The 25,646-nt window shown below is 37.3% G+C and carries 31 protein-coding genes, 2 tRNA genes and 1 pseudogene; all 34 read right to left on the bottom strand.

Annotated features, from left to right (window positions below; translation table 11 throughout):
* Window positions 1-11 precede the first annotated feature (11 nt).
* On the bottom strand, window positions 12-1,781 hold the full coding sequence (dnaG, locus tag BLP50_RS11740; protein ID WP_090154965.1) for a DNA primase: 1,770 nt from the start codon (window positions 1,779-1,781) through the stop codon (window positions 12-14).
* Between the two features lie 19 nt (window positions 1,782-1,800).
* Window positions 1,801-2,817 (bottom strand): deoxyguanosinetriphosphate triphosphohydrolase, encoded by a 1,017-nt coding sequence (locus BLP50_RS11735; protein WP_090154963.1) that lies wholly within the window; start codon window positions 2,815-2,817, stop codon window positions 1,801-1,803.
* Window positions 2,818-2,915: 98 nt separating this feature from the next.
* Window positions 2,916-4,193 carry a sensor histidine kinase gene (locus BLP50_RS11730; protein ID WP_090154961.1) on the bottom strand — a complete coding sequence of 426 codons (1,278 nt, stop codon included), beginning with the start codon at window positions 4,191-4,193 and terminating at the stop codon, window positions 2,916-2,918.
* A 3-nt stretch (window positions 4,194-4,196) separates the two neighbouring features.
* Window positions 4,197-4,868: a response regulator transcription factor gene (locus tag BLP50_RS11725; protein WP_090154959.1), complete on the bottom strand. Its 672-nt coding sequence runs from the start codon at window positions 4,866-4,868 to the stop codon at window positions 4,197-4,199.
* Between the two features lie 12 nt (window positions 4,869-4,880).
* A complete protein-coding gene (locus tag BLP50_RS11720) occupies window positions 4,881-6,278 on the bottom strand; it encodes a C45 family autoproteolytic acyltransferase/hydrolase (RefSeq protein ID WP_143001146.1) in 1,398 nt (465 codons plus the stop codon).
* Between the two features lie 5 nt (window positions 6,279-6,283).
* Window positions 6,284-7,048 carry an ABC transporter ATP-binding protein gene (locus tag BLP50_RS11715; RefSeq protein WP_090154955.1) on the bottom strand — a complete coding sequence of 255 codons (765 nt, stop codon included), beginning with the start codon at window positions 7,046-7,048 and terminating at the stop codon, window positions 6,284-6,286.
* A 22-nt stretch (window positions 7,049-7,070) separates the two neighbouring features.
* Entirely contained in the window at window positions 7,071-9,485 is a 2,415-nt protein-coding gene (locus BLP50_RS11710; RefSeq protein ID WP_176753770.1) for an ABC transporter permease, read from the bottom strand.
* Window positions 9,486-9,792: 307 nt separating this feature from the next.
* Window positions 9,793-10,863 carry a helix-turn-helix domain-containing protein gene (locus tag BLP50_RS11705; RefSeq protein WP_090154951.1) on the bottom strand — a complete coding sequence of 357 codons (1,071 nt, stop codon included), beginning with the start codon at window positions 10,861-10,863 and terminating at the stop codon, window positions 9,793-9,795.
* A gap of 197 nt (window positions 10,864-11,060) precedes the next feature.
* Window positions 11,061-11,144 (bottom strand) — tRNA-Leu (locus tag BLP50_RS11700).
* Between the two features lie 605 nt (window positions 11,145-11,749).
* A complete protein-coding gene (locus BLP50_RS11695; RefSeq protein WP_242869266.1) occupies window positions 11,750-12,499 on the bottom strand; it encodes a nucleoside/nucleotide kinase family protein in 750 nt (249 codons plus the stop codon).
* A gap of 67 nt (window positions 12,500-12,566) precedes the next feature.
* Entirely contained in the window at window positions 12,567-13,253 is a 687-nt protein-coding gene (locus BLP50_RS11690; protein WP_090154949.1) for a hypothetical protein, read from the bottom strand.
* Window positions 13,254-13,266: 13 nt separating this feature from the next.
* The gene (locus BLP50_RS11685; RefSeq protein WP_090154947.1) at window positions 13,267-13,587 is read right to left on the bottom strand and encodes a zf-HC2 domain-containing protein; all 321 of its coding nucleotides are present in this window, start codon (window positions 13,585-13,587) and stop codon (window positions 13,267-13,269) included.
* Window positions 13,587-13,883 (bottom strand): zf-HC2 domain-containing protein, encoded by a 297-nt coding sequence (locus BLP50_RS11680; protein WP_090154945.1) that lies wholly within the window; start codon window positions 13,881-13,883, stop codon window positions 13,587-13,589. The genes BLP50_RS11685 and BLP50_RS11680 overlap by 1 nt, the downstream gene beginning before the upstream one ends.
* Window positions 13,876-14,361, bottom strand: a complete 486-nt coding sequence (locus BLP50_RS11675) for an RNA polymerase sigma factor (protein WP_278335212.1) — start codon at window positions 14,359-14,361, stop codon at window positions 13,876-13,878. The genes BLP50_RS11680 and BLP50_RS11675 overlap by 8 nt, the downstream gene beginning before the upstream one ends.
* A gap of 150 nt (window positions 14,362-14,511) precedes the next feature.
* Complete coding sequence (locus BLP50_RS11670; RefSeq protein WP_090154941.1) at window positions 14,512-15,087, bottom strand: GNAT family N-acetyltransferase; 576 nt, start codon at window positions 15,085-15,087, stop codon at window positions 14,512-14,514.
* A gap of 57 nt (window positions 15,088-15,144) precedes the next feature.
* On the bottom strand, window positions 15,145-15,600 hold the full coding sequence (locus BLP50_RS11665; RefSeq protein WP_090154939.1) for a GNAT family N-acetyltransferase: 456 nt from the start codon (window positions 15,598-15,600) through the stop codon (window positions 15,145-15,147).
* Window positions 15,601-15,744: 144 nt separating this feature from the next.
* Window positions 15,745-15,960, bottom strand: a complete 216-nt coding sequence (locus BLP50_RS11660) for a PF20097 family protein (RefSeq protein ID WP_029324271.1) — start codon at window positions 15,958-15,960, stop codon at window positions 15,745-15,747.
* A 107-nt stretch (window positions 15,961-16,067) separates the two neighbouring features.
* Window positions 16,068-16,784, bottom strand: coding sequence for a sulfite exporter TauE/SafE family protein (locus BLP50_RS11655; protein WP_090154937.1), 717 nt, complete (start codon window positions 16,782-16,784; stop codon window positions 16,068-16,070).
* A gap of 48 nt (window positions 16,785-16,832) precedes the next feature.
* Entirely contained in the window at window positions 16,833-17,378 is a 546-nt protein-coding gene (locus BLP50_RS11650; RefSeq protein WP_090154935.1) for a flavodoxin family protein, read from the bottom strand.
* Window positions 17,379-17,400: 22 nt separating this feature from the next.
* Window positions 17,401-17,835 carry a cytidine deaminase family protein gene (locus BLP50_RS11645; RefSeq protein WP_090154933.1) on the bottom strand — a complete coding sequence of 145 codons (435 nt, stop codon included), beginning with the start codon at window positions 17,833-17,835 and terminating at the stop codon, window positions 17,401-17,403.
* Between the two features lie 43 nt (window positions 17,836-17,878).
* Window positions 17,879-18,316 (bottom strand): NUDIX hydrolase, encoded by a 438-nt coding sequence (locus BLP50_RS11640; RefSeq protein WP_090154931.1) that lies wholly within the window; start codon window positions 18,314-18,316, stop codon window positions 17,879-17,881.
* Window positions 18,317-18,370: 54 nt separating this feature from the next.
* Complete coding sequence (locus BLP50_RS11635) at window positions 18,371-19,003, bottom strand: class I SAM-dependent methyltransferase (RefSeq protein WP_090154929.1); 633 nt, start codon at window positions 19,001-19,003, stop codon at window positions 18,371-18,373.
* 225 nt (window positions 19,004-19,228) lie between these two features.
* Complete coding sequence (locus tag BLP50_RS11630; RefSeq protein ID WP_090154927.1) at window positions 19,229-19,741, bottom strand: GNAT family N-acetyltransferase; 513 nt, start codon at window positions 19,739-19,741, stop codon at window positions 19,229-19,231.
* Window positions 19,742-19,769: 28 nt separating this feature from the next.
* Window positions 19,770-20,333, bottom strand: a complete 564-nt coding sequence (locus BLP50_RS11625) for an HD domain-containing protein (RefSeq protein WP_090154925.1) — start codon at window positions 20,331-20,333, stop codon at window positions 19,770-19,772.
* Between the two features lie 41 nt (window positions 20,334-20,374).
* Window positions 20,375-20,743 carry a hypothetical protein gene (locus tag BLP50_RS11620; protein ID WP_090154923.1) on the bottom strand — a complete coding sequence of 123 codons (369 nt, stop codon included), beginning with the start codon at window positions 20,741-20,743 and terminating at the stop codon, window positions 20,375-20,377.
* 73 nt (window positions 20,744-20,816) lie between these two features.
* Window positions 20,817-21,161, bottom strand: a complete 345-nt coding sequence (locus BLP50_RS11615) for a hypothetical protein (RefSeq protein ID WP_090154921.1) — start codon at window positions 21,159-21,161, stop codon at window positions 20,817-20,819.
* 42 nt (window positions 21,162-21,203) lie between these two features.
* Window positions 21,204-21,698 carry a hypothetical protein gene (locus BLP50_RS11610; RefSeq protein ID WP_090154919.1) on the bottom strand — a complete coding sequence of 165 codons (495 nt, stop codon included), beginning with the start codon at window positions 21,696-21,698 and terminating at the stop codon, window positions 21,204-21,206.
* Window positions 21,699-21,752: 54 nt separating this feature from the next.
* Complete coding sequence (locus tag BLP50_RS11605; RefSeq protein ID WP_099392682.1) at window positions 21,753-22,007, bottom strand: TIGR04076 family protein; 255 nt, start codon at window positions 22,005-22,007, stop codon at window positions 21,753-21,755.
* A gap of 62 nt (window positions 22,008-22,069) precedes the next feature.
* Complete coding sequence (locus BLP50_RS11600) at window positions 22,070-22,567, bottom strand: GNAT family N-acetyltransferase (protein ID WP_090154915.1); 498 nt, start codon at window positions 22,565-22,567, stop codon at window positions 22,070-22,072.
* A gap of 61 nt (window positions 22,568-22,628) precedes the next feature.
* Window positions 22,629-23,141, bottom strand: a complete 513-nt coding sequence (locus BLP50_RS11595) for a GNAT family N-acetyltransferase (protein ID WP_090154913.1) — start codon at window positions 23,139-23,141, stop codon at window positions 22,629-22,631.
* A 49-nt stretch (window positions 23,142-23,190) separates the two neighbouring features.
* Window positions 23,191-23,669 (bottom strand): annotated as a pseudogene (locus BLP50_RS11590) (GNAT family N-acetyltransferase).
* Between the two features lie 62 nt (window positions 23,670-23,731).
* The gene (locus tag BLP50_RS11585; RefSeq protein ID WP_028247323.1) at window positions 23,732-24,382 is read right to left on the bottom strand and encodes a CatA-like O-acetyltransferase, family 3; all 651 of its coding nucleotides are present in this window, start codon (window positions 24,380-24,382) and stop codon (window positions 23,732-23,734) included.
* A 117-nt stretch (window positions 24,383-24,499) separates the two neighbouring features.
* A complete protein-coding gene (locus tag BLP50_RS11580; RefSeq protein ID WP_330386088.1) occupies window positions 24,500-25,189 on the bottom strand; it encodes a phage head-tail adapter protein in 690 nt (229 codons plus the stop codon).
* Window positions 25,190-25,560: 371 nt separating this feature from the next.
* Window positions 25,561-25,645, bottom strand: a tRNA-Leu gene (locus BLP50_RS11575).
* Between the last annotated feature and the right edge of the window lies 1 nt (window position 25,646).

Genomic DNA, 25,646 nt, shown 5'->3' with positions numbered 1-25,646 from the left:
TTATTCCTTTCTTATAGTGAAATATTGGTACGCTCAAGTTTCTTTAAGCTGTCATTAGTCTGTTTGAATCTAGCAAAATCGGCATTGTTTGCCTTTAACAGCGCGAGCGAATTTTTCTTTATTCTAAGCAACGTCTCTTTTAAGGCCTTGCTCAAATCAGCATTGTCCGTAAGTTCCCCTACAGTGGTATTAAAAAGTGCCGCAACTGTCTTACGCTCCTCTTCGTCCATAAACATATCCACCACTCTAGCAGTGTCTACGGATTTCTTGTCCTCGCAGTTTTTGAAAACCTCTTCGGCAACTTTTTTATATACACCATCCTCGAAATCATCAGGTCCTACAAAAGGCTGAATCTTAGGGAAAATGGATGGGTCCTCAACCAGCCATGTAATAAGCAGACGCTGTGAGAATTTCATCCCATCATCCTTTGCCTTGTGTGCCTTGGCCCTGCCTTCAAATCCCTGATTTTCAGGCTTGGCTGTAATCCCCGATGCTCCCAGCTCAATAATATATTTAGCCAAGGCATCCTTTGGAATGTTAAATGTAGCAGCTACAGCATCTGTATAATTCTCCCTCTCTAACTGAGTAGGAAACTCTAGCACTATCATCTCCGCTGCCTTTTTCTGGAAGTCTGATTTCTTCTCAGGGTCTGTCATATCGTAATTGTTTTGAAGCATGCGTATCTGATACATAAAGCTGTTCTCTGCATTCAAAATACGCTTTTCATATTCCTCTGCTCCAAGGGCCTTGATAAACTCATCAGGGTCTTTGTAAGGAGTCATATTTATGATGCGGCAAGAAATACCTGCTCGCTTCAAAATCGGAATAGCTCTAAGGGCTGCCTTTTGACCGGCTCCATCGGAGTCATAGCTCAAGTATACATCCTTGACATAGCGTTTCAGCATACCTGCGTGGCCCTCTGTAAGGGCAGTTCCAAGAGATGCTACTGCATTATCAAATCCAGCCTGGTGCAAGGATATAACATCCATATATCCCTCGCATAAAATAAACTGCTCACGGCGAGTCTTTCTAGCAAAATACAATCCAAACAATGTACGAGATTTGTTGAAAATCTCAGTCTCTGGAGAGTTCAGATATTTAGGCTCACCATCACCCATTACTCGACCACCGAAGGCAACTACCTTACCATTGGCATCAAATATAGGAAACATAGCTCTGTTCCAGAACTTGTCATGGCCGCCACGCTTCTCATCGATGGTGATAAGACCGCAATCCTTAAGGATATTGTCATCATATCCCTTTTCCCTCAGATATTTATAAAGGGAATCAGAATACTTGCTGGTACAGCCTAAGCCAAATTTATGAAGAGTCTCCTGAGATAAACCTCTCTTAGTGAAATAGGCCATAGCCTGCTCTCCTGCTGGAGAACGAAGTAGCTTGTAATAATAAGCCGCTGCCTCTTTATTAATCTCAAAGAGACGACTGCGCTTGTCGGCATGCTGTCTCTCCTGATAGGTCATCTCCCTCTGAGGCAAAGTAACTCCACATTGACCTGCAAGCTCCTCAACTGCTTCCTTGAAGGTCATGTTCTCGTAGTTCATAAGGAAACTAAAAACATTGCCTCCAGCACCACAACCAAAGCAATAGTACATCTGCTTTTGTGGGCTAACGGAAAAAGAGCCTGTCTTCTCATTATGAAAGGGACATAGTCCAAAATACTGGCTGCCCTTTTTTTGTAAGTTAACATACTTTGAAATGACGTCTACAATGTCAGTCCTGGAACGGACCTCCTCAACGACGTCCTCTGAATAATAAGGCATTTATTCTCCCGTATATTTATTAAAATCCATCTACTACCCATGCCTTCGGCATGAAGTATTCGTTAAATTTAGTAATGCAATACTGGTCTGTCATACCAGAAATATAATCGCAAATGATGCGCTCTTCACTCTCGCCCTCATCTTCCATAGCGCGATAGCGGTCTGGGAGCTCATCAAAATGAACTGTGTAATACTCGTATAATTCTCGAATCATACGCTTAGCCTTGACCTCTTCTACCTTTGCCACTGAATCCTTGTAGACATTGGCAAACATAAAGCGGCGAAGCTCTGCCATGGCCTCCTCTATCTCAGGCGACATCTTGATAACAGGGCTATCCTGGCTGCTAATGATTACATCATGAATAAGTGTATCAAGTCTAACTGCTGATGACATACCAAGAGTCTTTCTGATTTCAAGAGGAATATCCTCCTCTGTAAGAATCTGCGCTCTGATGGCATCATCTATATCACTATTAACATATGCTATCTTGTCAGATAGTCTGACAATCTGTCCCTCAGGTGTAGCTGGATGTCCACTGGTCTGATGATTTCTGATACCATCTATAACCTCCCATGTGAGATTAAGACCCTGGCCGCCCTTTTCCAATTTCTCAACAATGCGCACACTCTGCTCTGAATGGATAAATCCAGTAGAGCACATGGCATTAAGCTGTGCCTCACCTGCATGACCAAAAGGTGTATGTCCCAAGTCATGACCAAGAGCAATTGCCTCAACCAAATCCTCATTAAGTCTGAGGGCCTTAGCAATAGTCCTTGCATTCTGTGAAACTTCTAATGTGTGAGATAATCTCGTCCTGTAGTGATCACCCTGAGGAGTAAGAAATACTTGCGTTTTATTTTTAAGTCTACGAAACGCCTTACTGTGTAAGATTCTATCCCTATCTCTCTGAAAAAGAGGTCTGATATCACACTGTGGCTCGTCTTTAGCTCGCCCTTTTGAATTCTCATTGAGCGTAGCATAACAACTAAGAGTCTCCCTCTCCATCTGCTCAATCATTTCTCTTATTGTGCCCATTTTAGCCTCCAAATTTTGCTTAACACGAACCTCTATAATACAAATTACGCAGAAAAAAAGGATATCCTTTTTTCTGCGTAAATTTTTTTATAATTTATTTAATTATCAGGAATATACATCAAAACTTCTGTGGTGTTTTCCCTTATTTTCATAATTATATCTCCACCTAGAGCCTTAGCAATTGATTTTGCCTCATATAAACCAATGCCGCTGCCCTCATGATTATATGAATTGGAACCTCGATAATAACAGTTGAAAACGTATGGAATCTCCCTACTATCAATAGTTACTCCGTTATTAATCACACTGTAAAACATCATATCATCTTGTCTAAAGCATTTTAATTTTATGCCTGTTCCATCCCCATACTTAATGGCATTTTCAATAAACTGAGTCAGGCACTTTATGACTAAATTAATGTCACTATTTACAAGAGGATTCCCACTTAGCTCTATTGCAAATGGAATGTTGTTCACATTGCACCTATTTTGAAAATCTTCTACAACACGGTTTCTTATTTCATCTAAATAAAAATTCTCAATTTCAGGAGAATACTTACTCTGAAGGGAACCAGGATCATCTAATATTTTCCCTGCAAGTTCTGCTATATCATCAGCATTCTTTTTAATTTTAGCAGCTATCTCGCTGTCTTTTGGATCCGGATTACCATCCCGATACAAGCCTGTTTCTATTGCCTCAGAATATAGTTTTATATTAGATACAGGAGTCTTTATTCCATGGGCCAAAGTTGAAATGAACTGTTTTCTATCGAAGAGGAGCCTATCAATCTCCCGTTTGTCCTCATCGATTTTGTCGCCAAGCATATTCATGCCCCAAACATATCTGCCAAACAATCGGCTTTTTGTCTCAGGTAAGCCATCGGACACCAGCCCCTTTGAAAGCTTTTCTGGATAATCACAAAACTCTTTAAATGGCCTCAAAATCTTTTTGTTAATCAAAAGCACTGCTAAAAATATTGGAATAAAGAAAACAAAAGCTGATATCTCCGCCAAAAACAGCATATTTTTTGCTACTGTAGATTTGTATTTATAAACTACAAAGCCTTCAACCGCTCCATCTTTATCCTTAAGTGGAAACAAATAAGTATTATCCTCCCCACCAACATTTTTCATATTACCATCTTTTTCATAAAAGACTTCTATTTCCTCAGGTATGTCCTTGTCAGAAAAATCCCGCAGCAAAGGAGTTACATCTGTGTTAGATGTTATACTAATCTGGTTGGTCATCCTATTCATAAACGCCATGCGATTTCCAGTCTCACTGACAGATAACTTTTTCCATAAAGAAAAAATAATCAGTCCCCAGCAGATATAATATAAAAATAGAAAAATCCAATATTTATAATATCTTCTCATAAATTATTCTCCAAACTTATATCCCTTTCCCCAGACTGTTTTTATAAAAATGGGTTCTTTAGGGTCATCTTCAATTTTCTCCCTAAGCCATCTGATATATACATTTAATGAACTCATTTCAGTATCGCTATAATATCCCCACACTTCATCAAATAATTCATTTTTATCCACAACTTGTCCTGGCTTTTTCATAAGGCACACAAGAATGTCAAATTCTTTTCCTGAAACATCTACACTCTGGCCGCTTTTCATAACAGTTCGTGCTCCGATATCAACTTTGATATTTTTATAAATCATTATATTCGATTCCTGATTAGGGTATGACCGTCTAAGGAGAGCCCTAATTTTAGATAAAAGAACAGGAATGGAAAAGGGCTTTTCGATGTAATCATCGGCCCCTGTTTCCATTCCAAGAATTTTACTTTCATCATCAGTCCTGGCGCTCATCATAAGCACCGGCATATTATAATTTTTCCGAATACAGGCAAGAGCGCTAAAACCATCCTGGCCTGGAAGCATTACATCTAATAAAAGTAGTCTGTAATTAGTATTTTCAATCTCCTGTAAAGCCTCCTCTGCCGATTGTACCCATGAGACTGTGTATTCGGTAGTACTAATAAAATCGAATATTAGCTGTCCCAGCTCTTTATTATCCTCTATAAGTAAAATATCCATAGCGCCTCACCATTATTTAAACTTCTCCACCTGATAAAAAACAGGCTTATCCTCCACACCGTCAAGCCCAGTAAATACAACCTGTACGCTACCCTGATGATAGTCTATGAGAATCATCTGTGTCAAATCATCCTTGTGGACATTATAGATAACTGGAGAACCATAAAGATCCGTCTCTACCTGCTCCTGAGTCATTGTATTCTTAAGTTCTACCACATCAAACTTATCGGTGTTTTTTACCCACTCATTGTATTTTACAAATCTAGCCACATTAGGTAAAAAGCCCGACATAATGTCATAGTTATTCTCAGTCACAAAGGAATTAATAATGCAGAAACTATCAGGGCTTTCCCATTTTACATCCTTCATCATAGGGGTTTTGTTGTCTCTTAAAACAGAATATCCCTTTCCCTTTTCTTTTATTTTTAAAACAGCATCTTCTGCACAGTAGGATTCATTTCCATCTGTAATCATAATGTTGTGGCTATAGGTGAATCTATCGCTGTTAGATACCATGTATTCCCCAACATCCTTGGCAGTATTGTATTCCTCCAATGCCTTTCTTAACGAATAGGTATAACAGGTCTTTCCTTCAAAATCATATTCTTGACCAGTATCTACATCTAAAATAGCTCCAAATACACCATCATTATTTATACCTGAAATCACCTCAAGCAATCCTAAAAACCCTATTGAAGCGATACTTTTTTCTCCATTTTTCAAGTGAAGGACAGAGTGAATTTTACACATAGTATTATCACTTCCCAATTGCCACTCTATGCATCTAACAGCTAACATATCACCAGTGGTGGTCTTCTCTCCCCACAGAGATAGCCCTGAACAAGCCGTCTGCCTCAATGCATCCGGAAGCATCTGACCTGCCAAAAGCTCCTGCCTACTCAATATTCCATCCTTTTTGATACCTTGATTTTTAAGACCTAGTCCATCGGCAAGTCCCTTTATTTCCTGTTGATAGTCACCATTTATAGAATTAAAAAGTCTTTCTAGTCGCTTTGTTACAGGAGAAAAATCATCCTTAACATTCGGAAAAGCATATCTAATATTTTCGTGAATATAGGGTTCCAAATCAGCGCAATAACTGGGATACACCTCTTTTATAGCCCTCCCATAAGCAAGTCCTGCTTGATATGGTGTAGCATTTTCTTCATCTAAGGTAACATCAAAATATGCCTCTGTCACTTTTATGGTACATATCCCATCTGGTGTAGTGTATTCAAATAATACATCTGCTTCTATGCCGTCTTCAGTGTATACCGCAGTTTCTTTTGTATCATAATTTGCCACCGGCTTTACCGGTCCATCAAGCCCTTCCATAGCGTCACTCTTAGGTGTTCTCGAACCCAGCAAAAGCAAACCGCCTACTATGGCTATAGCTATTATCCTTTTCATAAATATTACCATCCCATCTCATCAAGCCAGTTTTTGAGCTTTCTTTCTCTTGCCATACCATCACTCTCATCCTCTTGTTTTCCAAGATATAGCTCCCCTTTTATATTTCCATCTAACAGAAAAACCACTCTTTCTGAACTAGCTGCCGCCTTTTCACTGTGAGTTACCATTAGAATGGTCATACCTTCACTGTTAGCTTTTCTCAGCTCTTTCATAACCTCTGTAGCCGCTTTTGAATTTAACGCTCCAGTAGGCTCATCTGCAAACAGAATTTTCGGGGAGTTAATTAGAGCTCTGCACAGACAAGCCCGTTGAAGCTGGCCACCTGACACTTCAAATATTTCATTCTGAGCAATGCTTTCTATACCCAAATTGTGCATAAGCTTTCTTGCTCTGTCGTTAACCTCAGTTTTACTTGCTTTAGATGTCTGATATCCCGGCAAAATGATATTATCCAAAATGCATAGCTTTTTAAGCATATACATCTGCTGAAAAACAAATCCCATTTCATTCAGTCGTAGGTTGCTAAGCTGCTTATGATTCATTATAGAAATGTCTTTTCCATCAAACAAAACGCTTCCTGAGGTAACTTCATCCATACCGCTTAAGGTGTACAAAAGTGTTGATTTGCCTGAACCAGAAGGCCCCATAATAGCTGTAAACTCGCCTTCATTAAGCTTGAAATCCACATTTCTCAGGACATTATTACTGTATTTATCAACAATATATGTCTTGCACAATTCCTTTGCTTCTAAAACTGTTTTACCCATCTTTTCCTCCAACTATATTTCATTAAATGTCACGAATTTTTGATATCTCCATATCATCAACTCTCTTTAGGGTTAGATATGTGATAAAGTCGATAATGACTGTAATCAAAATAGGAAGTACTATATAAAACCTAAAGACATCCTGATTTGAATGGTAGTTCAATATATATCCCAAATTAAAGAACAATTTTTTTAATCCAAAAGCAATCGCTGTGTTTACCAATAAGATGGCTAGTATGGATGAACCAATAGATATCATAGTACTTCTAATCAGCTGCCAAGCTTTAACGTTACCATTTGTAAAACCACCACATTTTAATAAAGCAATATCTGGCGTCTCATCTACCATATTTACTGATTGATACAACACTGTGACCATAATCATCAAAATCAATATCATTGGTATAAACAACATAAGAATCGTTGAGTACACAGCACCATATCCACTGAGAGAATAGTCAATTTCTTCAATCTTATTTCTGATACTACTTTGACCATACATTTCTCTCATTTGTTCTATATATTCATCTTTCATACTATCAGGGGCATCTATTTTAGATCCAACAATCATTCGTCCTGCCTCGGCAGCTCCTTCAAACATATCACTGGTGTAAATACTTAGCTGTCCCTCCGCAACATCTACCAGACCTACAACTATAAACTCTTCCTCTACCTCTTTGTAAGTAAGTCCATCATCATTGTATTTGTAGTACTTTACACTTATGGAATCGCCAACCTCTATGGCACTTTTTTTTGCATCAATAGCGTCCATTAAAACCTCATTCCTTAACTTTGGATGCACTCCCTCATACAGCTCAAAGTCAGATATATAATCGCAGTCGAAGTACATGCCGGCCATATGGATTTCATTATTATGTTTAAGCTCTATATCAGTAACATAACTGCAATAGCCAACTGTTGCTGGAATAGTGGCCTCTCTTAGTTCTTCATTTACAATATCTATGGCACCACCTAGACTTCCACCCCGTTGAATATACTCATCAGACATTTCCCTTGACATATCTAACACAAAATCAAACTCTGGTCGTCCCCACATTCTTTCAATCCAATATGAAGAATAGACTGTATTATATATTTCGAGAAGAGTGATAATTATTGCTATTCCAAAGGTATATGCAAATATAAGGAATTTATATCGCTTTATTCGATTCGTTAAGTCAGTAAGCGCCAAATAAAAAGGAACATTAATTTTCTTCATCTTATGGAGAAACAATCCCGGATGCTTACCAAACCGCTCTCCTCTATTCTCACCTGCAATTACATCAATTATGCTGATTCGCTTCATTCGCCTTAAACCAATAGCAACAAAAAAAACTATGATAATAAATGACATTAGCGATGTTATTAATGCTACAGGTATCATAGTTCCAAGCTCAGGTTCTAGGTATCCAAATGTAAGATACTTTATTTCATATCTTGAAAAATAAATTCCTCCAAAGAAGCCTACTATGCTTGAAAATAATGAAATAGCTATATATTTTGCTGCAAAAAGCCAATTAAAGGACATTGATTCTATTCCCAGAGCTTTTAGCATTCCCAATTCTTTTTCTTCATTTTTTATTGCAGATTTTATAGTGAAACTAATGGTCATAAAAACCATAAGAATTAATAACACTGAAAATACAATCATCAAAGCTGTAAGCGTTGATGAAACTTCCTGGTCCGTATATGAATCATCTAGTTTGTATCCTCTGATATATTCAGCCTCTGATTCCTTCATCTCAGAAAAATCGTTAACCAAACTACTTTGGTCTAGATATGTATTCCCTTCGAAAAGCTTCACCATATATACATCTTCTATTATTGGGCTATCTTTCTTTAGTACTTCATAATCCTCTTCATTAAAAAAAAGTCTAAGATGTCCATTCATGCCCGGATCTTTAGTTATAACTGTGACCTTAAACTCATATATATTTCCTAGCTGAGTTGTAATTCTCACCGTATCACCAATATTTACGCCAGCATATTTGTGAATAATCTGAGGCACAGCAATTGTGCCATAATCCAAATCAAAGAATTGGCTGTTCATATCAGTAACTCGATTGTGTTTCATATTCAGGTCATATGCAAAATACTTGGCATCTTTCAAAAGAGCCTGTGAGTCTTCTTCAAATCCCTCGAAATCTACTGCGTTTTGTCTAAATGAAATTGTTTCGCCTAACTCTAACTCAGTTACACCATCTCTATTTAAAAACCACTCAGATAGCTTTTTTTGCTTTTCCTCAATACCCCCTAAATCCCTGCTATTAATTATCACTACATCTGCAGCATTTACTTTTTCTCTGTCAGCCTTTATTCCGAATATATTGGTGTATAACATTATTGCGCTACATACTGTTAAAACCGATGCAAGGCACATAAATATTAAAAGGATAATATTCAACCGCTTTTTATCTGCTAAATCTTTTTTCAACATCCTGAAAAACATCCGAAATAATCCTCCAAATTATCATTGTGATGACATGTTAACAAAATAATTCTTAAAAAATCTTTAAAGATAAATTTATATTTTCAAACCTGCACTTCTTAAATATTTATACAATAAAGCGGCCTATTCCCGCATCACCAAGAGGGTCAGGGATAATATAAAAGCAGCCCATCGGAATGAGCCTACCTGCCCATACCAAAAGGCTGCATATTTGTTGCATTTTCCACTCAAATTTATATATCTTACATAATCTAAGATAGTCATTTTTCTTTATTGAAACCATCTCAAAACTAAGTTATTCATGTTCTATCAATTCCCTACATTTTTTGGAAAGCTCTCTGTCTCCAAGTTTTTCAAGGATTTTTATTATACTGTCACAAGCAGAGGCTCCGAACATATCGTATATTAAAAAATAAGTATCCTCTGTATATCGAAGTATATTTGTGCTGTAGTTTGGATTGGAATCAAATTTCTTGGCAATCTTAACAGCTTTTTCAAGCGAGAGGTCAGATTCCTTAATCCTTCCTTTTTTTCTTTCTATAAAAGACATTGCGGCAAGTAACTCTGAGTAAGCTCTGTCTATAGAATCCCCTTGGGGTCCCGATTTCATCCCGGAAAGAACATCGATTCCATAATTTGTTATCTCCAGTGCCTTATTCCAGTTTTTATTCGAGCAATAAACAAAAATGTATCCGGTAATTGCTGTCACTAATTCTGAAAAAGCTTTTACCATCCCTTCTGACAAAAAAGGTGCAGCTTCATCTGTTCTATTCATTTGAATAGACAAATATGCACCAATCTCAGTGCTATACATCGAATCCGCATTGTTTTCTTTCAGTTTTTCCAGTCCCTTTTCAAATTCTCCCAGTGAAAAATACAAATACGCAATATTTCCTTGTATGGTCACTGTACTTATACGAGGATTTGTGTTTTGCGAAATCAGCATGTTGGCTTTTTCAAAGAGCTCTAAAGATTTGTTCATTAATGAACGATTATTAGAACTCATTCCATAAACACTATATATTTCTGCGCATTCATATACCATCATGAAGGAATTAGGGTATTTTACAAGGGCTTTTTCTGCCTCGTTTATAGCCTTTGGATCGAAAGTTGTTGCCAGATTTCTTATATTATTCAGGATTGTTTCAATGCGCTTATCCTTGACTCTATATCCCAAAAGCACATCAATCGATGTGTCAAATAAATCCGCCATTTCAACAATAAAACTCAATTCGGGTGTCGACAGTCCTGATTCCCATTTGTATACAGCACCTACTGTTACACCAAGGGCTTCCGCAAGTTTTTCCTGCGTCATTTTTCTGTCTTTTCTAAATCTTCGTATATTCTCAGAAAGTGTTATTTTCATATTCGTGCTCCTTGTGACAAATGCGATTATAAATTAGTCATCTATTTAAGAACAGATACCGCCAATACTATTTGTATATTAAAAATTATACCACCAGTATGTGTCCACAAAAAGTAAAGATTCTCCTTAACAATTACAAATGACGGAACTTTATGTTTAAACAAAAAAAGCCCAGACACAAATGTGTCTAGGCTAAATGCAGGAAATGGGACTTGAACCCACACGATATTGCTACCACAGGCACCTGAAGCCTGCGCGTCTGCCAATTCCGCCATTCCTGCAAACATTTAGTATTCTAAGGAATTTAGCGCCTTTAGTCAAGGTGTTTCGACCTATAATTTCTCCTGTATTTTCTACCATATATACACAACAAACGGGCGACACCAACTCGAAACCACTTGATTCCTAGCTGATGCCGCCCCTGAAAATCGATCCCAATGGACTAATACCTCACATTCTGTTTTATTTTTTCATGTCACTGTCCATTTGAAAGCTTTTTTATCAGTGATGGACCTCATCATGAAATTGTCGCGTGTTTTTTAATGTTAATTCTCTGGTGGACTGTACCTCCAATCACTAGATTTTAACATTGTAACTTGGTTTTAAAATTTAATCCTCTGGTGGACCGTACCTCCATTCTCTGAATTTTAATACCAACTTAAAATAAAAAATAATAATCTACTCTCTCTTGAACAATACCTCCCTTTCTGAAACCATTTTTTCTGCTGTTAAGTATATTATAGCTTTGTTTTATTAAATTGCAAGATAATTTCACAATTTATATCATATTTGTCAGATAGCTCAATGTTCGATTATTTGTTTTGTAAACATTTACAATTGTAAATTTAGGAAGCCCCTAAGCACTAGGTTTGTACGAAAATGCACCCTATTTACTGCCTATACACTCTATTGTGTTGTCTGATTTTACCTGTAGTGTGAGGTCAGCTTCTTTGCTATATTTCAGGCATGTCTTGACATTGACCATGTCGCTATAGTCTACAAAGGCTGTGGCTTTTTCTATAGAATTACCGCTGAGAGCCTTTCTTTCAATAAGACGATTTCTCAGCTGATTTTCATCTGCCACAATAGAAATAGTGTAATCAGCATATTTTGAAATCTCATCCCAGCCCGGCTGATTTAGCAATAGATAGTTTCCCTCTAGAAGTACAATATCCGATTCTACCTCAATAGCGTTGTCCACTGGATTATGGAGAGTCCTATCGTATATAGGCCAGCCCAAAGAATCTTCCCTGGTAATTGATTGGATGCGGCTTTTCATTAAATCTAGGTCAAAGGTTTCTGGCGCCCCCTTTATCTCAACCATCTTAATCTCTTTACCATCTCTAATGGTAGTGTGGCAGGTCAAATACTCCTGTCTGCGATGGAACCCATCCATGCCAATAGCCTGAAGGGGAGTAACTCCATCCGTCTCTTTTGAAAGCTTCTCTAGAAAGGAGCAAAGAGTGCTTTTGCCTGCTCCTGGAGGTGCAGCTAGCATAACAAGTATTCTTCTATTTTTCTGTCGCTGTAACTCAGTCAATCTCTTCAGCAATGGAATAAAAATATTCTCGACACATTCCTCGGAGTAAAAAGCATCCACTGCCAAACCGTTTATCAATACCTTATAGTCTATCATTGTCTTTCCTCGAATTTATTTATAGTCCAAAAATGAACCACTAACCCCGTCCTCCTGGACCATTTTCCTATTTGTTTCTTGTGAAATCTGTTTCACCACCATTATGTATCTGATAGATATCATAGTTACCATCTGCCCAATATGAACCATTTTCAAGACTTAAGCTTTCTTCAAAATCATCAGGCAGATATTCATCTGGAATCTTTTTAAGACTTCCCAATGTGTTTTTAAATGCAGTATAGATATAGACAATGCTATTATCACCAAGATCCATGGCATATTCGTAGGAAAAGGAATGATGATCTATAGCTATATATGTTGGATAATTAAATCTATCGGAATTATCAAAAATAACCTTCTTGTCATTCTTAAACTCATTCTTAATTCTGTCTAATTCGGCATTATAATCATCCTCCGAATACGTGCATTTTAAGTATACTTCACAGGTAGGATCATCAATGGTATCCTGATAGGAATAATAAAAATCAGGCTTTTCCTTTTGCTCAAATGCACTTTCAGGGATAGTTTCTGGGAAAATAAAAAATCCTGTTCTTACTGGATTTTTACTACCAGCTTCGGCGGTGTATTTGTACATAGTTTTCTCATATTTGTTGACGTTTTTGGTGACTTTAGGCGGTCCACCAAAGAAAAACAACATCAACAGAATATACAAAATCGCTAACACTGTGATAATACCTATTATCACACCACCAACTATTCCTATTGTAATTTTGGCCCCTTTTTTCTGCAACATAATCCTCATCTCCTCAGTTGTTTATAATCACAAGTCCAACTATCCACAATACAAATATCAAAAATAGTCCTATCGGAATGCCTGCTCCTATTGCTAGTCCTATCAAATAATGCTTATATCTTCTGATACCACTTATAAATGCAGCATCCCTTTTTGCTAAATCACTCTTAGCATCATCCATCATAGTTTCCAGTTCATTTAATTTTTTTCTGCAGTCTTCACAATTATTCAAATGGATTTCTACAGCATCATTAACACTATCTGTCAAAATTCCATCTTTATATGACGGAAGTAAATCTTCAATGATTTTGCAAGAAATATTGTTTTTTTCCATCAAATCACCCCGTTTAATAAAATGTATGAAAAAATAAATAATGCGATAATTATCACCACAAAATATCCAAGAACTATCAATGCCATCTTCATTATTCCATTTAATCTAAAGCGCCTTTTAATAGGTGACTGTTTGGCATCTACCGCAACATCTGCTACCATCGCCTCGTAGAGTTCTTTACAGTCTTGACATTCATTTATATGTTCTTCGATAAATCGATTTGATTCCTCCGATGTCTTTTTATCTATATACCTAGGTAGAAGATCAGTCACCAAATCACATTCAAATTTAGTCATAATCACGTATCTCCTTTCCTAATTTTGCCTTTCCTCTATAAAAAGTCACTCGAGCCCAATTTTCAGTCTTATTCATCAGCTCTCCTATTTCCTTGAATGACAACTCACCAGTCAGCCTTAACAACATAACTTCTTTTGTGGAGCTATCCAGATTTTCAATACTCTTGTATAAAGTTCTATTGGTTTCTTCTCTGATGTAGATTTCCTCAATCAGCTCACCTGTAGATATATTCATTATCTCATCAATAGGAACCTGTTTGTATTTATTAGCCTTTTCAATGTGTTGCCAAAAAGTGTATTTAGCAATCTGACAAAGCCAAGTAGAAACCTTGGATTCTCCCTTAAAGTTCTTGCTATTTTTTATAGCCCTAAGAAATGTTTCCTGGGTAAGGTCTTCTGCCAAATCCCTATTTCCATTAGTCAAGGTGAGTAGATACCCCAGTACTAGCGGGTAAAATTCCTCGCATATTTTTTTCAAGTTCAACCTAGGGCATCCTCCTTTCTTTTGTTCTAATAGATTAGTCCGTTTTTCTTATAATTCGTTACAACTATTTTAAAAATTTTTAGTCAAATAATAAATATAAAAAAAGAGTAACCTATTACTTGGTTACTCGCTTTTAACGAACCGCTAACTCCGTCCCCTATGAATAGTCCAATAATCTTTATAGGCATAATGGTCCATTGTTCCTACCATCAAACTATCTGATTTTTTAAAACCATATTCTAAAAAAGCCTGTGCACGGTCTATAGCATACAGTGGAACCTTAGAGATTATTTCATCACATTCAAATAAATCAAAGGCCGGTGGAATTATTAAAGATAGTATTTCCTTGATGGCCCCCACGTTCTCATAGTCACTTCTTAAATCTAAGCGAAGAACGCCCACGTGATTAAAATCATCCTCAGCCTCTCTATGAAACAGTTCAATGGTACCAATAGCTTTAGAAAGCTTCTTGTCAATTATCGCCCAGCGAACAAAAAATTTCTCGTTATAGGAATAAAGCCAAAAATCTATAGCCTTTTCCATTGCTTCCTTTGTTGGATAATAGAAATTATCACCGTGACAATTGTCGCTGTTAAAGAATGGCAAAGCACGCTTATCGCTATAGACCTCCAGCAGGTCTTTTGCATCCTCTTCTGTCACGAACCTCAAAAAATATGAAGCATCTTCAAATGTCGGACAAACCGAATAAACATTTCCCATAAATAAATCCCCCTTTTTTATTCTCTAATGAACCACTAACCCCGTCCCCTAGGACCATTAAACTGCTCTGTAGAAACGTGGTCCTTCTTCACCATTAATTCCTAAAGGCGAAAACCCACACTTTTCAAGCACTCTCTGTGACTTCTTATTATCCCTCTCTGTTTCGGCTTCCACTTGGCGAACTCCTGATTGGTTCAATGCCCAAGTTATAACTGCCTCAACAGCTTCTGTCGCATATCCTTTTCCCTGATTTTCTTCTGTGATTCCATAACCGATTTCAACAGAACCGTCGTCATTCAAACCTTTAAAGCACAAATCACCAATATGCGTTCCATCTTTTTGCTCTATCGCCCATGTTGCATACCACTCCCAGGCATCACGGTGATCAAGAGATTCTTGCAACATTTCACTATATGCTTTTATTAACTCTTTATCCGTCTGCATTTCAATTAAACAACGCATCTCACTTTCTGACATTGTATGAATTGTTAAGCGTTCTGTTTCAATAATCATTTCATTCTCCCTACAAATTTGAAGTTGTGCGATTAACTTCCAATATAATGCACTATCGCTTCATCTCGACAAATAGTCTTAGCAAATTTCCTCAAATATATTTCACTCTATTTGTTCAGATAATGAACCCCCGGGACGGAGTCATCATCTCTGATTAAAACTTGCAAACACAGTCATGCACTCATCACAATATTGACCTTCCGCTTGCAATGAAAGTGTTACTGGTTCCCTCTTAATAAATTTGCCTTTATATTCCTCAGGATACCAGGTAACCTGTGTAAAAGCTTGCGTAAGACTTCCTGCACTCTTTGCCTCGACAAATCCTGTTCTCATTTCTTTTCCGCACTTAGGACAATTCATAACTATTCTTCCTCCAAAAAACACTCATAATCAAGCATCACTAGTTTTTTCCATGGATTCATTACTTATTAACCCTTCTAATCCGAAGTTGTCGATATCTTTTAACACTACAAATTCATTCCAACTAAAAATAAACCTGATATTACCAAAAAAACTATAACAATCTTTTTTACAATTCTTTCATCCAAGACTTTTGAACTCTCCATTCCAGCAAACAATCCAATAATCATGAACGGAATAAGGGTTGCTGCTTGTTTCAATGAATCAAGCGTAAATACTCCAAGCAAATAATATGTAAAAATTCTTACTGTATTTTCAACAATAAAAACCGCGCTTATATTGGCTTTAAATTCATCCGTTGTAGTAGTCACTCGCCCAACATAGGCAGCAAGCAACGCTCCTATCCCAAACAATCCACATAAGATGCCAGATAGTACGCCAATGATGCACAATATAATATTTGAATCCTTTGCATTTGTACATTGATATTCTCTAAAAAATATTTCAACAGCAATAAAAATAACAACGATTCCAAAGAACACTTTTAAATATCTAACATCAACACTCTTTAAAAGTATTGCCCCAGGGATACTACCACCTAGAACCAACAATGCTAAAGGAATATAGACTTTTTTATCAAGTTTTTTACGATTATTCCAAGTCAATATTAGATTTGTCGGGTATCCAAGTAATAATTCCACTGGAGATATATTAACGTTTGCCACTCCAAATCCTAAAATAGATGTAAAGACTAGTGTATTTGCAAAACCACAAAGTCCCTTTATAAAAAAAGCACATAGCGTGGCAATTATCCAAAAAGTCAAACAATAATCCCCCTTATAAACCGCGATTTGTTAATCAAGTTTTATCACCTATATCTTGCTACAAAAATCAATAATCTCCTGCTTCCTCGGTTCTACATTCTCTTTGTATTCGATGGATGTAAGACCTAAATGACCAACGCGCTCTATTTCTAGATGCCCGTAAAAATGCTCGATACTACTAATGATTCGCTCACATTCCGGCATATTCGGTCCGGTTCTTAAAGCAATCGCATAGCCCTTCTTTCCAGGCTTAATTGTTGCATGCGGTTCATGGGTATTACACCACGGCGTACATCGATCAATGAATGCCTTGAACTGTCCCGGTACATCCGCCCAATAAGACGGTGACACAGAGACAATCACATCCGCCTCATCATACTCATGCATGATTTCTTCGACGACTGCCGCATCATTCATGACACACTTTGCCGTGTCGTGACACGAACGACAGCCTCTGCAAAAAGCAAACGCATAGTCATCGATACAAATACTTTTTACACTGTACTTTACTGATAACTGGTCCGATACCAGCTTAACTATTTCCGCAGTTGCGCCTGTCCGAACAGGGCTGCAATTGATAACAAGTGCGTTCATTCTTCCCCCTAATAAACCAAATCTATAATTCCTTTGCTTCTGCGTAACGTTCCTTGCCCCACCAGTTCGGCATCAATTCCATCAAGGTGATGGTCTCTCTTGTTTCATAATCAACCATGATTTCCATATCCTCGTTGGCCTCATTCAGCTGATACAGAAACTCTCTGCAAGCGCCACAAGGCATACCGCTGCCACCTCCACTTGGGGCCCTATCGCGAAATGCAATCAGTCGTTTCACTCTAGTCTGACCGCTACTCAAATACATATTCAGAGCAGCCACTCGCTCCGCACATAGATTCATCACACCACTACAACTCTCGATGCAGAAACCTGTGTAAATCTCGCCATTCTCGGCTTCAATCGCACACACAACATGATGTGCATATACAAAAGGTGATACCTCCTCTGGATGATATTCCACCTTTGCTTTTTCATATAACTTTTCCCAAATATCCATATTTACCTCTTTACTCGCATGTATATTCCGGCTTTTGTTTCACCTATATTCCTCTTCGATAGAATTCCTCCAACAGCTTCGGTTGAATCAGCGGATACGTCCACTGATCTGGCAGGTCGTCGAACAAAAATACTTTCTCTATTTCACTGTGCAGTTCTGTTTCTAGTTCCTGAATGTCTGCATAGAAAAGCCCGCCAAAAGTCTCTACTCCATCAAAATTGTCCGGTGCAGTTACAGAATAAACGCATATCGGCTTTATCGAATACTTGATAGCACCTGTTTCCTCGTACAATTCTCTCTTAGCTGTATCCATAATTGTTTCTCCTGGCTCTCTATGTCCACCAGGCACTTCATATGTATTGCGGTCTCTATGCTTGCAGAGCACCCACTTTCCATCCTTCTTTGCGATAATCACTGCAAACTTTAATAGTGAATCCTCTACGGAATCATAAAACTTTACTTCTGTTGTCTGTCTCTCCATGTTGTCTACCCTCTACAAATTTGAAGTTGTGCGATTAACTTCAAATTTATCTTTCTATCCCATTTTTCCATTTTGAAAATCCATTCTGATAAATGCCTTTCCGTTAGGAAGTGGGATCCTTGCCTGGAGTATGTCCTTATATCCTATCTCCTGCATTTTTGTTAAAAGTGAATCCTCGTCCATCTGATGATGTACCTCATCCAGTCCGTCAAACGCATGCAAATAGGGAGAATCTGATACCCACTGCTTATCATCCACATTGATCTGAATCAAACAAGAAACATATTCAGGATTCACTTTACAAACCACTCTCTGAAATGCATCATACCCAATATACTCTATAAGAAGGTTTGCTATCAGCAACTGCGCTCCAGGAAGCTGATCAGCATCGTTGATCAGATTTATCTTCAAGCATTTCAGTACATCAGACAAATGTGCATATCGTTCCGAAACTATTCGAAGATAATCTTCATTGATATCCACTCCATAAACAGTCCGGTACTTATCCCGGCTTACATGCTCCAAGCCATTTCCACCAGCTACTCCAAGGACCATAGCCGTTGAAACCGGATAATCTTCAAACTGCTCCTTCATTATTGAATTCATGATTTGGAGTTGTTTAACAAAATCAAGGCTCATATGATTCTCATAATCATTCAAACTGATTTCTTCCCACGGATTACTCATAATTCTCCTCGATTATACTGTAATATAATTTGCCTCTAAAAATTCCGATTTGTTAATTTCACTGTCTTCAATTATACAGAATCCTCATCCAACAAGAAATATACAATTCAAAACAATAACAAAAAAAGGACAGCTATCTCTTTCGAAATAACTGTCTTGTAAATCATTGCCTAATGCAAACACCGGCTTATCTTTTCCAATGATTTAGTTTTGGAAGTTCTTGCTTCAAAATTTCTTCCAAATACTTTTAGTAATTGCAAATACACCGTCATGATAAGGTCCCTCACCTGTAAAAAAGATTTCAAATCCACATTTTTCCAGCACACGCCCAGATGCAATATTCTCCTGAAGACAAATACCATATACTTCTGTCACGCCAACATACTCTGTTATCACCGGAAGAAATGCCTTTACCGCTTCCGTCGCATATCCGTTTCTAGTATAGGCTTTTGCAATATGATAGCCAATTTCCCACTTTCCATCGCTGATTGGCACCAACTGCACATAGCCGATATTCCGATTTTCTGCTTTAGCTATAACAGCATAAATCAATGGACCATCTGTAGAACCATACTGTGATATGATAAACTCAATCGTCTCCCTGGCATCATCAACCGTTTCAAAAACTTCATCCGGCACAAATCTCCGAATATCCTCGTCCAAAGAATTCTTATGAACATCCATGGCCATATCCAAGGTCATTTCAGTTATTTCCAATCGTTCTGTTTCAATAATCATTTCATCCTCCCTACAAATTTGAATTTGTTTAACTCCCCGATTCTATCTTTTTCATAGTGTCTTCTAAAATAGCTTCTCGTAATTCTGTAAGCCAAGAGGAAAACGCTACCGTATCAAAAGCATAGGTCTTATTAAGCTCAAACTCATTTTCAGACCAGGTATCAAGAGGGGATTCATTGTGCTGGATCAGCGCCTCAAGCTTATCCAAAGACTTATATATTTTAGCTTCCTTAGTTTCCTGAGCTTCCATTTCTTTATACAAATCAGTAAAATCCCTAGCTATTTCCTCTGGCATAGACTTAACCCATTGATGCAACAGTGAATCCTCAACAGCTCTGTCTGAATCTGTCTTTATAAAAGTAGGAATATCACCAGTAAAACATTCGCCCAAATCATGAATAAGACACATATCAACCACCTTATTTATATCTACATCAGTAAACTCATGCCTTAATAGAAATGCCATCAGCGAAATTCGCCAGCTATGTTCAGCCACACTTTCTGTCCTACGTTTTGTAGTTGTACAGTGCCTTGGCGTATCTTTTAACCTTTCAGCAACATGCAATATTTCCAAATACTCTCTAGCATCCATAGTATCCTCCCATTCGTGTTATCTGCCCTAAAAACTGCGATTTATCGAATAGCTTTTCCTATACCTAGTTCTCTTCTCCAGACTGGCGCTTCACCATCATCGGACCAATACTCATCCATTTCCACAATTTTATCGTTTTTCATTTTAATAAAGCTTGTTACATGACATGATATTTTCGCATCTTCAGATTGGACTCTTCCAACAAAGATTACCTGAGAATCGAACTCTTCAATTCTTTCAATCTCGCCTTGCCATCTACCAGGATAGTCGCAGTTAGCTTGAACATATTCTTCAACTGTAAATTGCTCATTCGTACAATGCCAACGAATAACTGCATCTTTACAGAAATAGGAAGATAAAGAACCTCTATTTTGAGTTATTATGTCATTCCAAAACAATTTAATATCCATATAATAATTCCCTTACAAATCCCGCTTTGTTAAATGGACCACTAACCCCGTCCCCTAGGTCCATTACTTACCATCACACCGAATATCCCAAGTTGATATCAAATGGTGCGATCAGCAATTTTTGTAACTCTTTATTGTAATTGTCGAAAAAGATTTTTATGGCCTTGCCATAGTTTTCTTTAGTGTCAAATCCCCAGTATGAATAATACTTAACACACTTTACTATCTTGGTTAACTCCCTCGGAGGCTCGCCAAGTTCGATTCCATCTATTGTGAAAAATCTCTTGAAATACTTAAGTGATATGCAACCATCACATTTAAGCTGTTTTGTGGTCATTTCCTCAATCTTAGTTTCAAATTGCTCTAGCTTATCAGGTTTTACCTGAAAGAGTTTCATCTCGATAAAGGTCTTATCCATTACGTGTCCCTCACTGTACTTGGTCAATCATGTTGTAAGATATTATCTCTTAACGGCAAAATTCATAATCCCGTTGATGGTATGAATCACAAAAAATGGAACCGTCGTCCCTGCCAACAGGTAATTTCTCTGCCAAAGTCCTAAAAACAAATAGTACAACGGAACAACGGCAAACTGAGTGATTATGATCAGCCATACATACTGGTAACCCATATAGTACAGTATCCATCCAATAAAGTTGATCAGGATCATCAGCATCATAATAAAAAGGAATATCTTTTCTTTTGTTGTTTCTTTCGGAATAAGTTTAACATCATCCCTTACGATCAACATCAGCAGAATCATAGACAAAATACCAAATATACCCTGTACTGTACCAATCCATTTAATCTCATTCGACATATTCATGATTGGATTTGATGCAGATTTTATCAATGGCATAACGATATATGGAATCTCTTGTATCACAAATGCTGCTATACCTATAAACGATATTCCCAAGTAATAGTTCTTGAACAAATGTAAAAACTTTATCATATTCCCCGTCCTCGCTAAAACTGAAATACAATTTACCTCTATAAATACCGATTTTTATGATTCAATTTCAATATTAAATACTACAGTCTCACCGCAATCAGTACATTGATAAGGTCCATTTTTTAAATTGCCTCCTCTTCTAAAAGCATAAATGAACGGATATATTGCCTGCATTGCAACCATGCAAACATTATCACTATTATCTTTATCAAGGTCACTACCTATAAAACGAATAACATCTCCAACTTTGTACTTTGGACAATGACTTTCTACTACTGTAACCCTTACCTTGTTGTCTGTATAACCCACTTCAAACCTCCTCCAAATCCCGCTTTGTTTAATGAACCACTAACCCCGTCCCCCCTGGTCCATTACCGTTTTATAATCATATTACATCTGCCCCAAGACTCATCTTTATACTTGAATGCATCAAGAGTATTTTGTCTTTCTGTAAATCCGACGCCCTCATAACATCTCTTGGCTCTTGAATTCTCAGGAAACACATTAAGCTGTACCGCAATAACCTCCGGATTAGAAAAGGCATTGCGTACGGCTAGCTTAATCATCTCTTTTCCGATTCCTTTACCACGAACAGAAGCATCCACCATAACAAACTTAAGCATTCCTTCATGGGTCTCGTGATTAAGCGAATAGCAATAGAATCCAACAACATGTCCTTCATCATCTACTGCAACGAAAGGAGTATCCCCGAATTTTACTGCTATTTCTGACAGAAAATTCCTAAGTTTTTCTTTTTCAAGGGGATATGGAACTAGATTAGCGCACCACATCATATATGTTCTTTCATCTGTGATCCATGTCTTGATCACATCAAAATCATCATCAATATTAAACAATCTAATTTTCATTTTACTTATCCTTATATCCTATAATGGACCACTAACCCCGTCCCCTAGGGCCACCTAAAATTCATAGAACTATTCGATAAATGTCTGCCATCTGACTTTCGAATTCAAAGCTTCTTTCATAGATTCCGCCATTTGATTTGATTGTCCTAATTGAAGGTTCATTATCGCGTTCCACAGACAAGTGTAGTTCATCCATTCCACTTTCTTTTGCAACTTTCAATATCTGCCTTAGCATATCTGTGGCGTAGCCTTTTTTCCTTTCTGAAGGTCTGACACTATATCCACAATTTCCAAAGTCTTTTAAGAAGTCGTTTAGTGTATGTCTCAAATCTATAATACCAACTATTTTATTAGATTCATTCACAGCAAAAAATGTATCAGTTATAACCCAATCAGGATTTACTGTTTCTTCACATATGTTATTTGTGACTGATTTTAACCATTCACTATAGTCACTCATTTGATCTAGCAACTCGCTACCATTTATTACTTTTTCATCATTACTAAAGAACTCTTCTTTAAAAGCTAAAGCTTGTTTTTCATGTTCTTTGGTTGGTCTAATTAATTTCAACATATTCCGCCCCCTATAAACTGCGATTTGTCATCGTCCATAAAACTGGAAGTTAAAGTGTGCGATAGTATGGGCAAATATTCTCATAATGTCCATCCTTCATCCTAAATCCGCAAGGGATAGTTCCAAGTTGTACAAAGCCAAGTCTCTCATGTAGATGCCTTGCATGGATGTTGCTTTCTACCACAGCATTGAATTGTAATACTCTATACCCGATATCTTTCGCTTTAAGCAAACAATCACTTACAAGTTTTTCTCCGATATGCCGTCCTCTACACTTAGAATTAACCGCATAGCTCGCATTACATATATGCCCACATCTACCAACATTATTAGGATGCAATATATATAAGCCTACTATCTGACCATCATCATCTGCTACACCGGTATAGCTCTGTGATTCAAAGAATTCTTTCCCTGACACAGGATCAAGAAAGTCTTCCTGTGGAAAGCTATTCCAGCTTCAACAACCTCATTCCAGATGTCTATCATCTGCTGGAGGTCTTTTCCCTCATATTTTCGTATTATCATTTTAGATACACCTCGTCAATTATGCTGAAATTTAATTGCTCTACAAATTCAAATTTGTGCGATTATGACTCAACAAAAGAATTGATTTCCTTCTCCAAAAGACGAAATACATTAGCAACCAAATATCCATCTGCAATTGCGTGATTAAGTCGAACAGTTACAGGCATAACAAGTCTACCGTTTTCCTCTCTGTATTTCCCCCAATTGATAATAGGAGCAAAGAATAAATGTCCATCAGGCAATTCAATATTAAGCGAGTCATATGAAAGCCATGATATATAAGATGCATCAAACCAGTTTGGATGATTTGCCATGTCTAAACCATATTCACGAGTCTTCTTCGCTTCCTCAACATCATTTAAAGCACCAGTGTAAAACTTTTTATATTCCTCAAAATACTCTGTATATACCGGCGTACAGGTTTCCGTATCTTCATGAAAAACATACTGCGTAGGATTTATTACGTCATAGCAAATCAGCTCATCTGTCTGCCAAAGATACCCCATTCTGTAATCTTCACGTGAGTTCAAAACTTTTGATAGAATATAAAGGAAATTTATATAAAACTTTGTCCCATTTCTTTTGGAATACTCAACGAGATACGTAACGTCAATTCTTGCAGTCATTGAAGTCGAACATTTACAGTCTTCCGAGAAATGGCGAAACACTCCTTTTCTATAGTATTTTTCTTTATCAATTATCTTATAGTTCATTTTTATTACCCCTACAAACTGGAAGTTATCGAGCTCTTTCTTTAGTAAAAGAGCCCTACAAGCTGCCGATTTGTCATCGTCTATAAAACTGAAATTCAAAACTTATACTTTATACATTTATTTCAATTTATTCTTTATTCTCAGACATGCTTCAGTATGCATGATCCAATGTCTGGAAAACGGCATCTGTATAAGTCCTCGTAAATCTTTATTGCACCAGTAATCAATCAACCAAACAGCATTCTCATCCGAACTGACTACACTCAACGCTTTCAGTTCTTCCCTTCGTTCATTCATTACCTTGATTTTAAGATCGTTAAATGTAAGATTGCGAATAATATTCTCCGTACTCTTTTTTACATCTGCTATATACGAATACAATTCATCGATATCCAACTGCTTTGTAAAATCTGAAATCTGACCTTTAACAAGCTCATTTCCGGTTGTTATTATAGGAGAATTGATCCGGCTCTGATACTTTCCTGAAAACAATATTTCTTCATCTCCACATACAAGAGTGTTGGCAACGATATCCTCTATCCTAAAAATATGCCATAAAGAATAAGCAATATTTTTACTGTGATAACCGTCAGCATTCATAAAAGGCATAGCATCATAGTCTTCTCTGTCAAGATCAACCTTAAATGAAAGCATCGTATTCATCAGGTCGTTTCGCAATTCAAAAAGGACATCCTTACCCTCATTAAAAGTATCTGCCTTTTTAATCAGCGACTGCATTCTTTTATTCTGTTCAGACCACTCTTTATTCATAGCTATTATTCCTCGCTGATATGATTCGTTTGTCATCGTGCATTTAACTGAAATATAATTTGCCTCTAAAAATTCCGATTTGTTTAATGGACCACTAACCCCGTCCCCCTGGTCCATTTAAGCATACATCATTATACCCAAAAATCCAATTGTGACTTTAATTTATTTATACAATGGGAAAATCCCGCGGATGGCGGGGTGAGGTGGAAATAGAAAAAGATCCAGTGAATCTTTTTCCCACCGAACCGACCGACGAAGGCACTTGTGCCGAGGAGACCTTGAATCCCGGATTCAAGGGACTCTTCGGCACATTTAAAAGATAGTAACCAGTAATTGGTTATGATTATTTAAAGAGATAGTATAACAAAAAAGAGCAACCAATTACTTGGTTACTCTCTTTTAAAGGATGCGGAAGGCGGGACTTGAACCCGCACGCTCGCAATGAGCACAAGATCCTTAGTCTTGCTCGTCTGCCAGTTCCGACACTTCCGCG

The organism is Pseudobutyrivibrio sp. AR14 (assembly GCF_900101325.1).
Taxonomy (GTDB): domain Bacteria; phylum Bacillota; class Clostridia; order Lachnospirales; family Lachnospiraceae; genus Pseudobutyrivibrio.
Note: the sequence above shows the minus strand (reverse complement) of the source record. Positions and strands in the feature narration are given on the sequence as shown.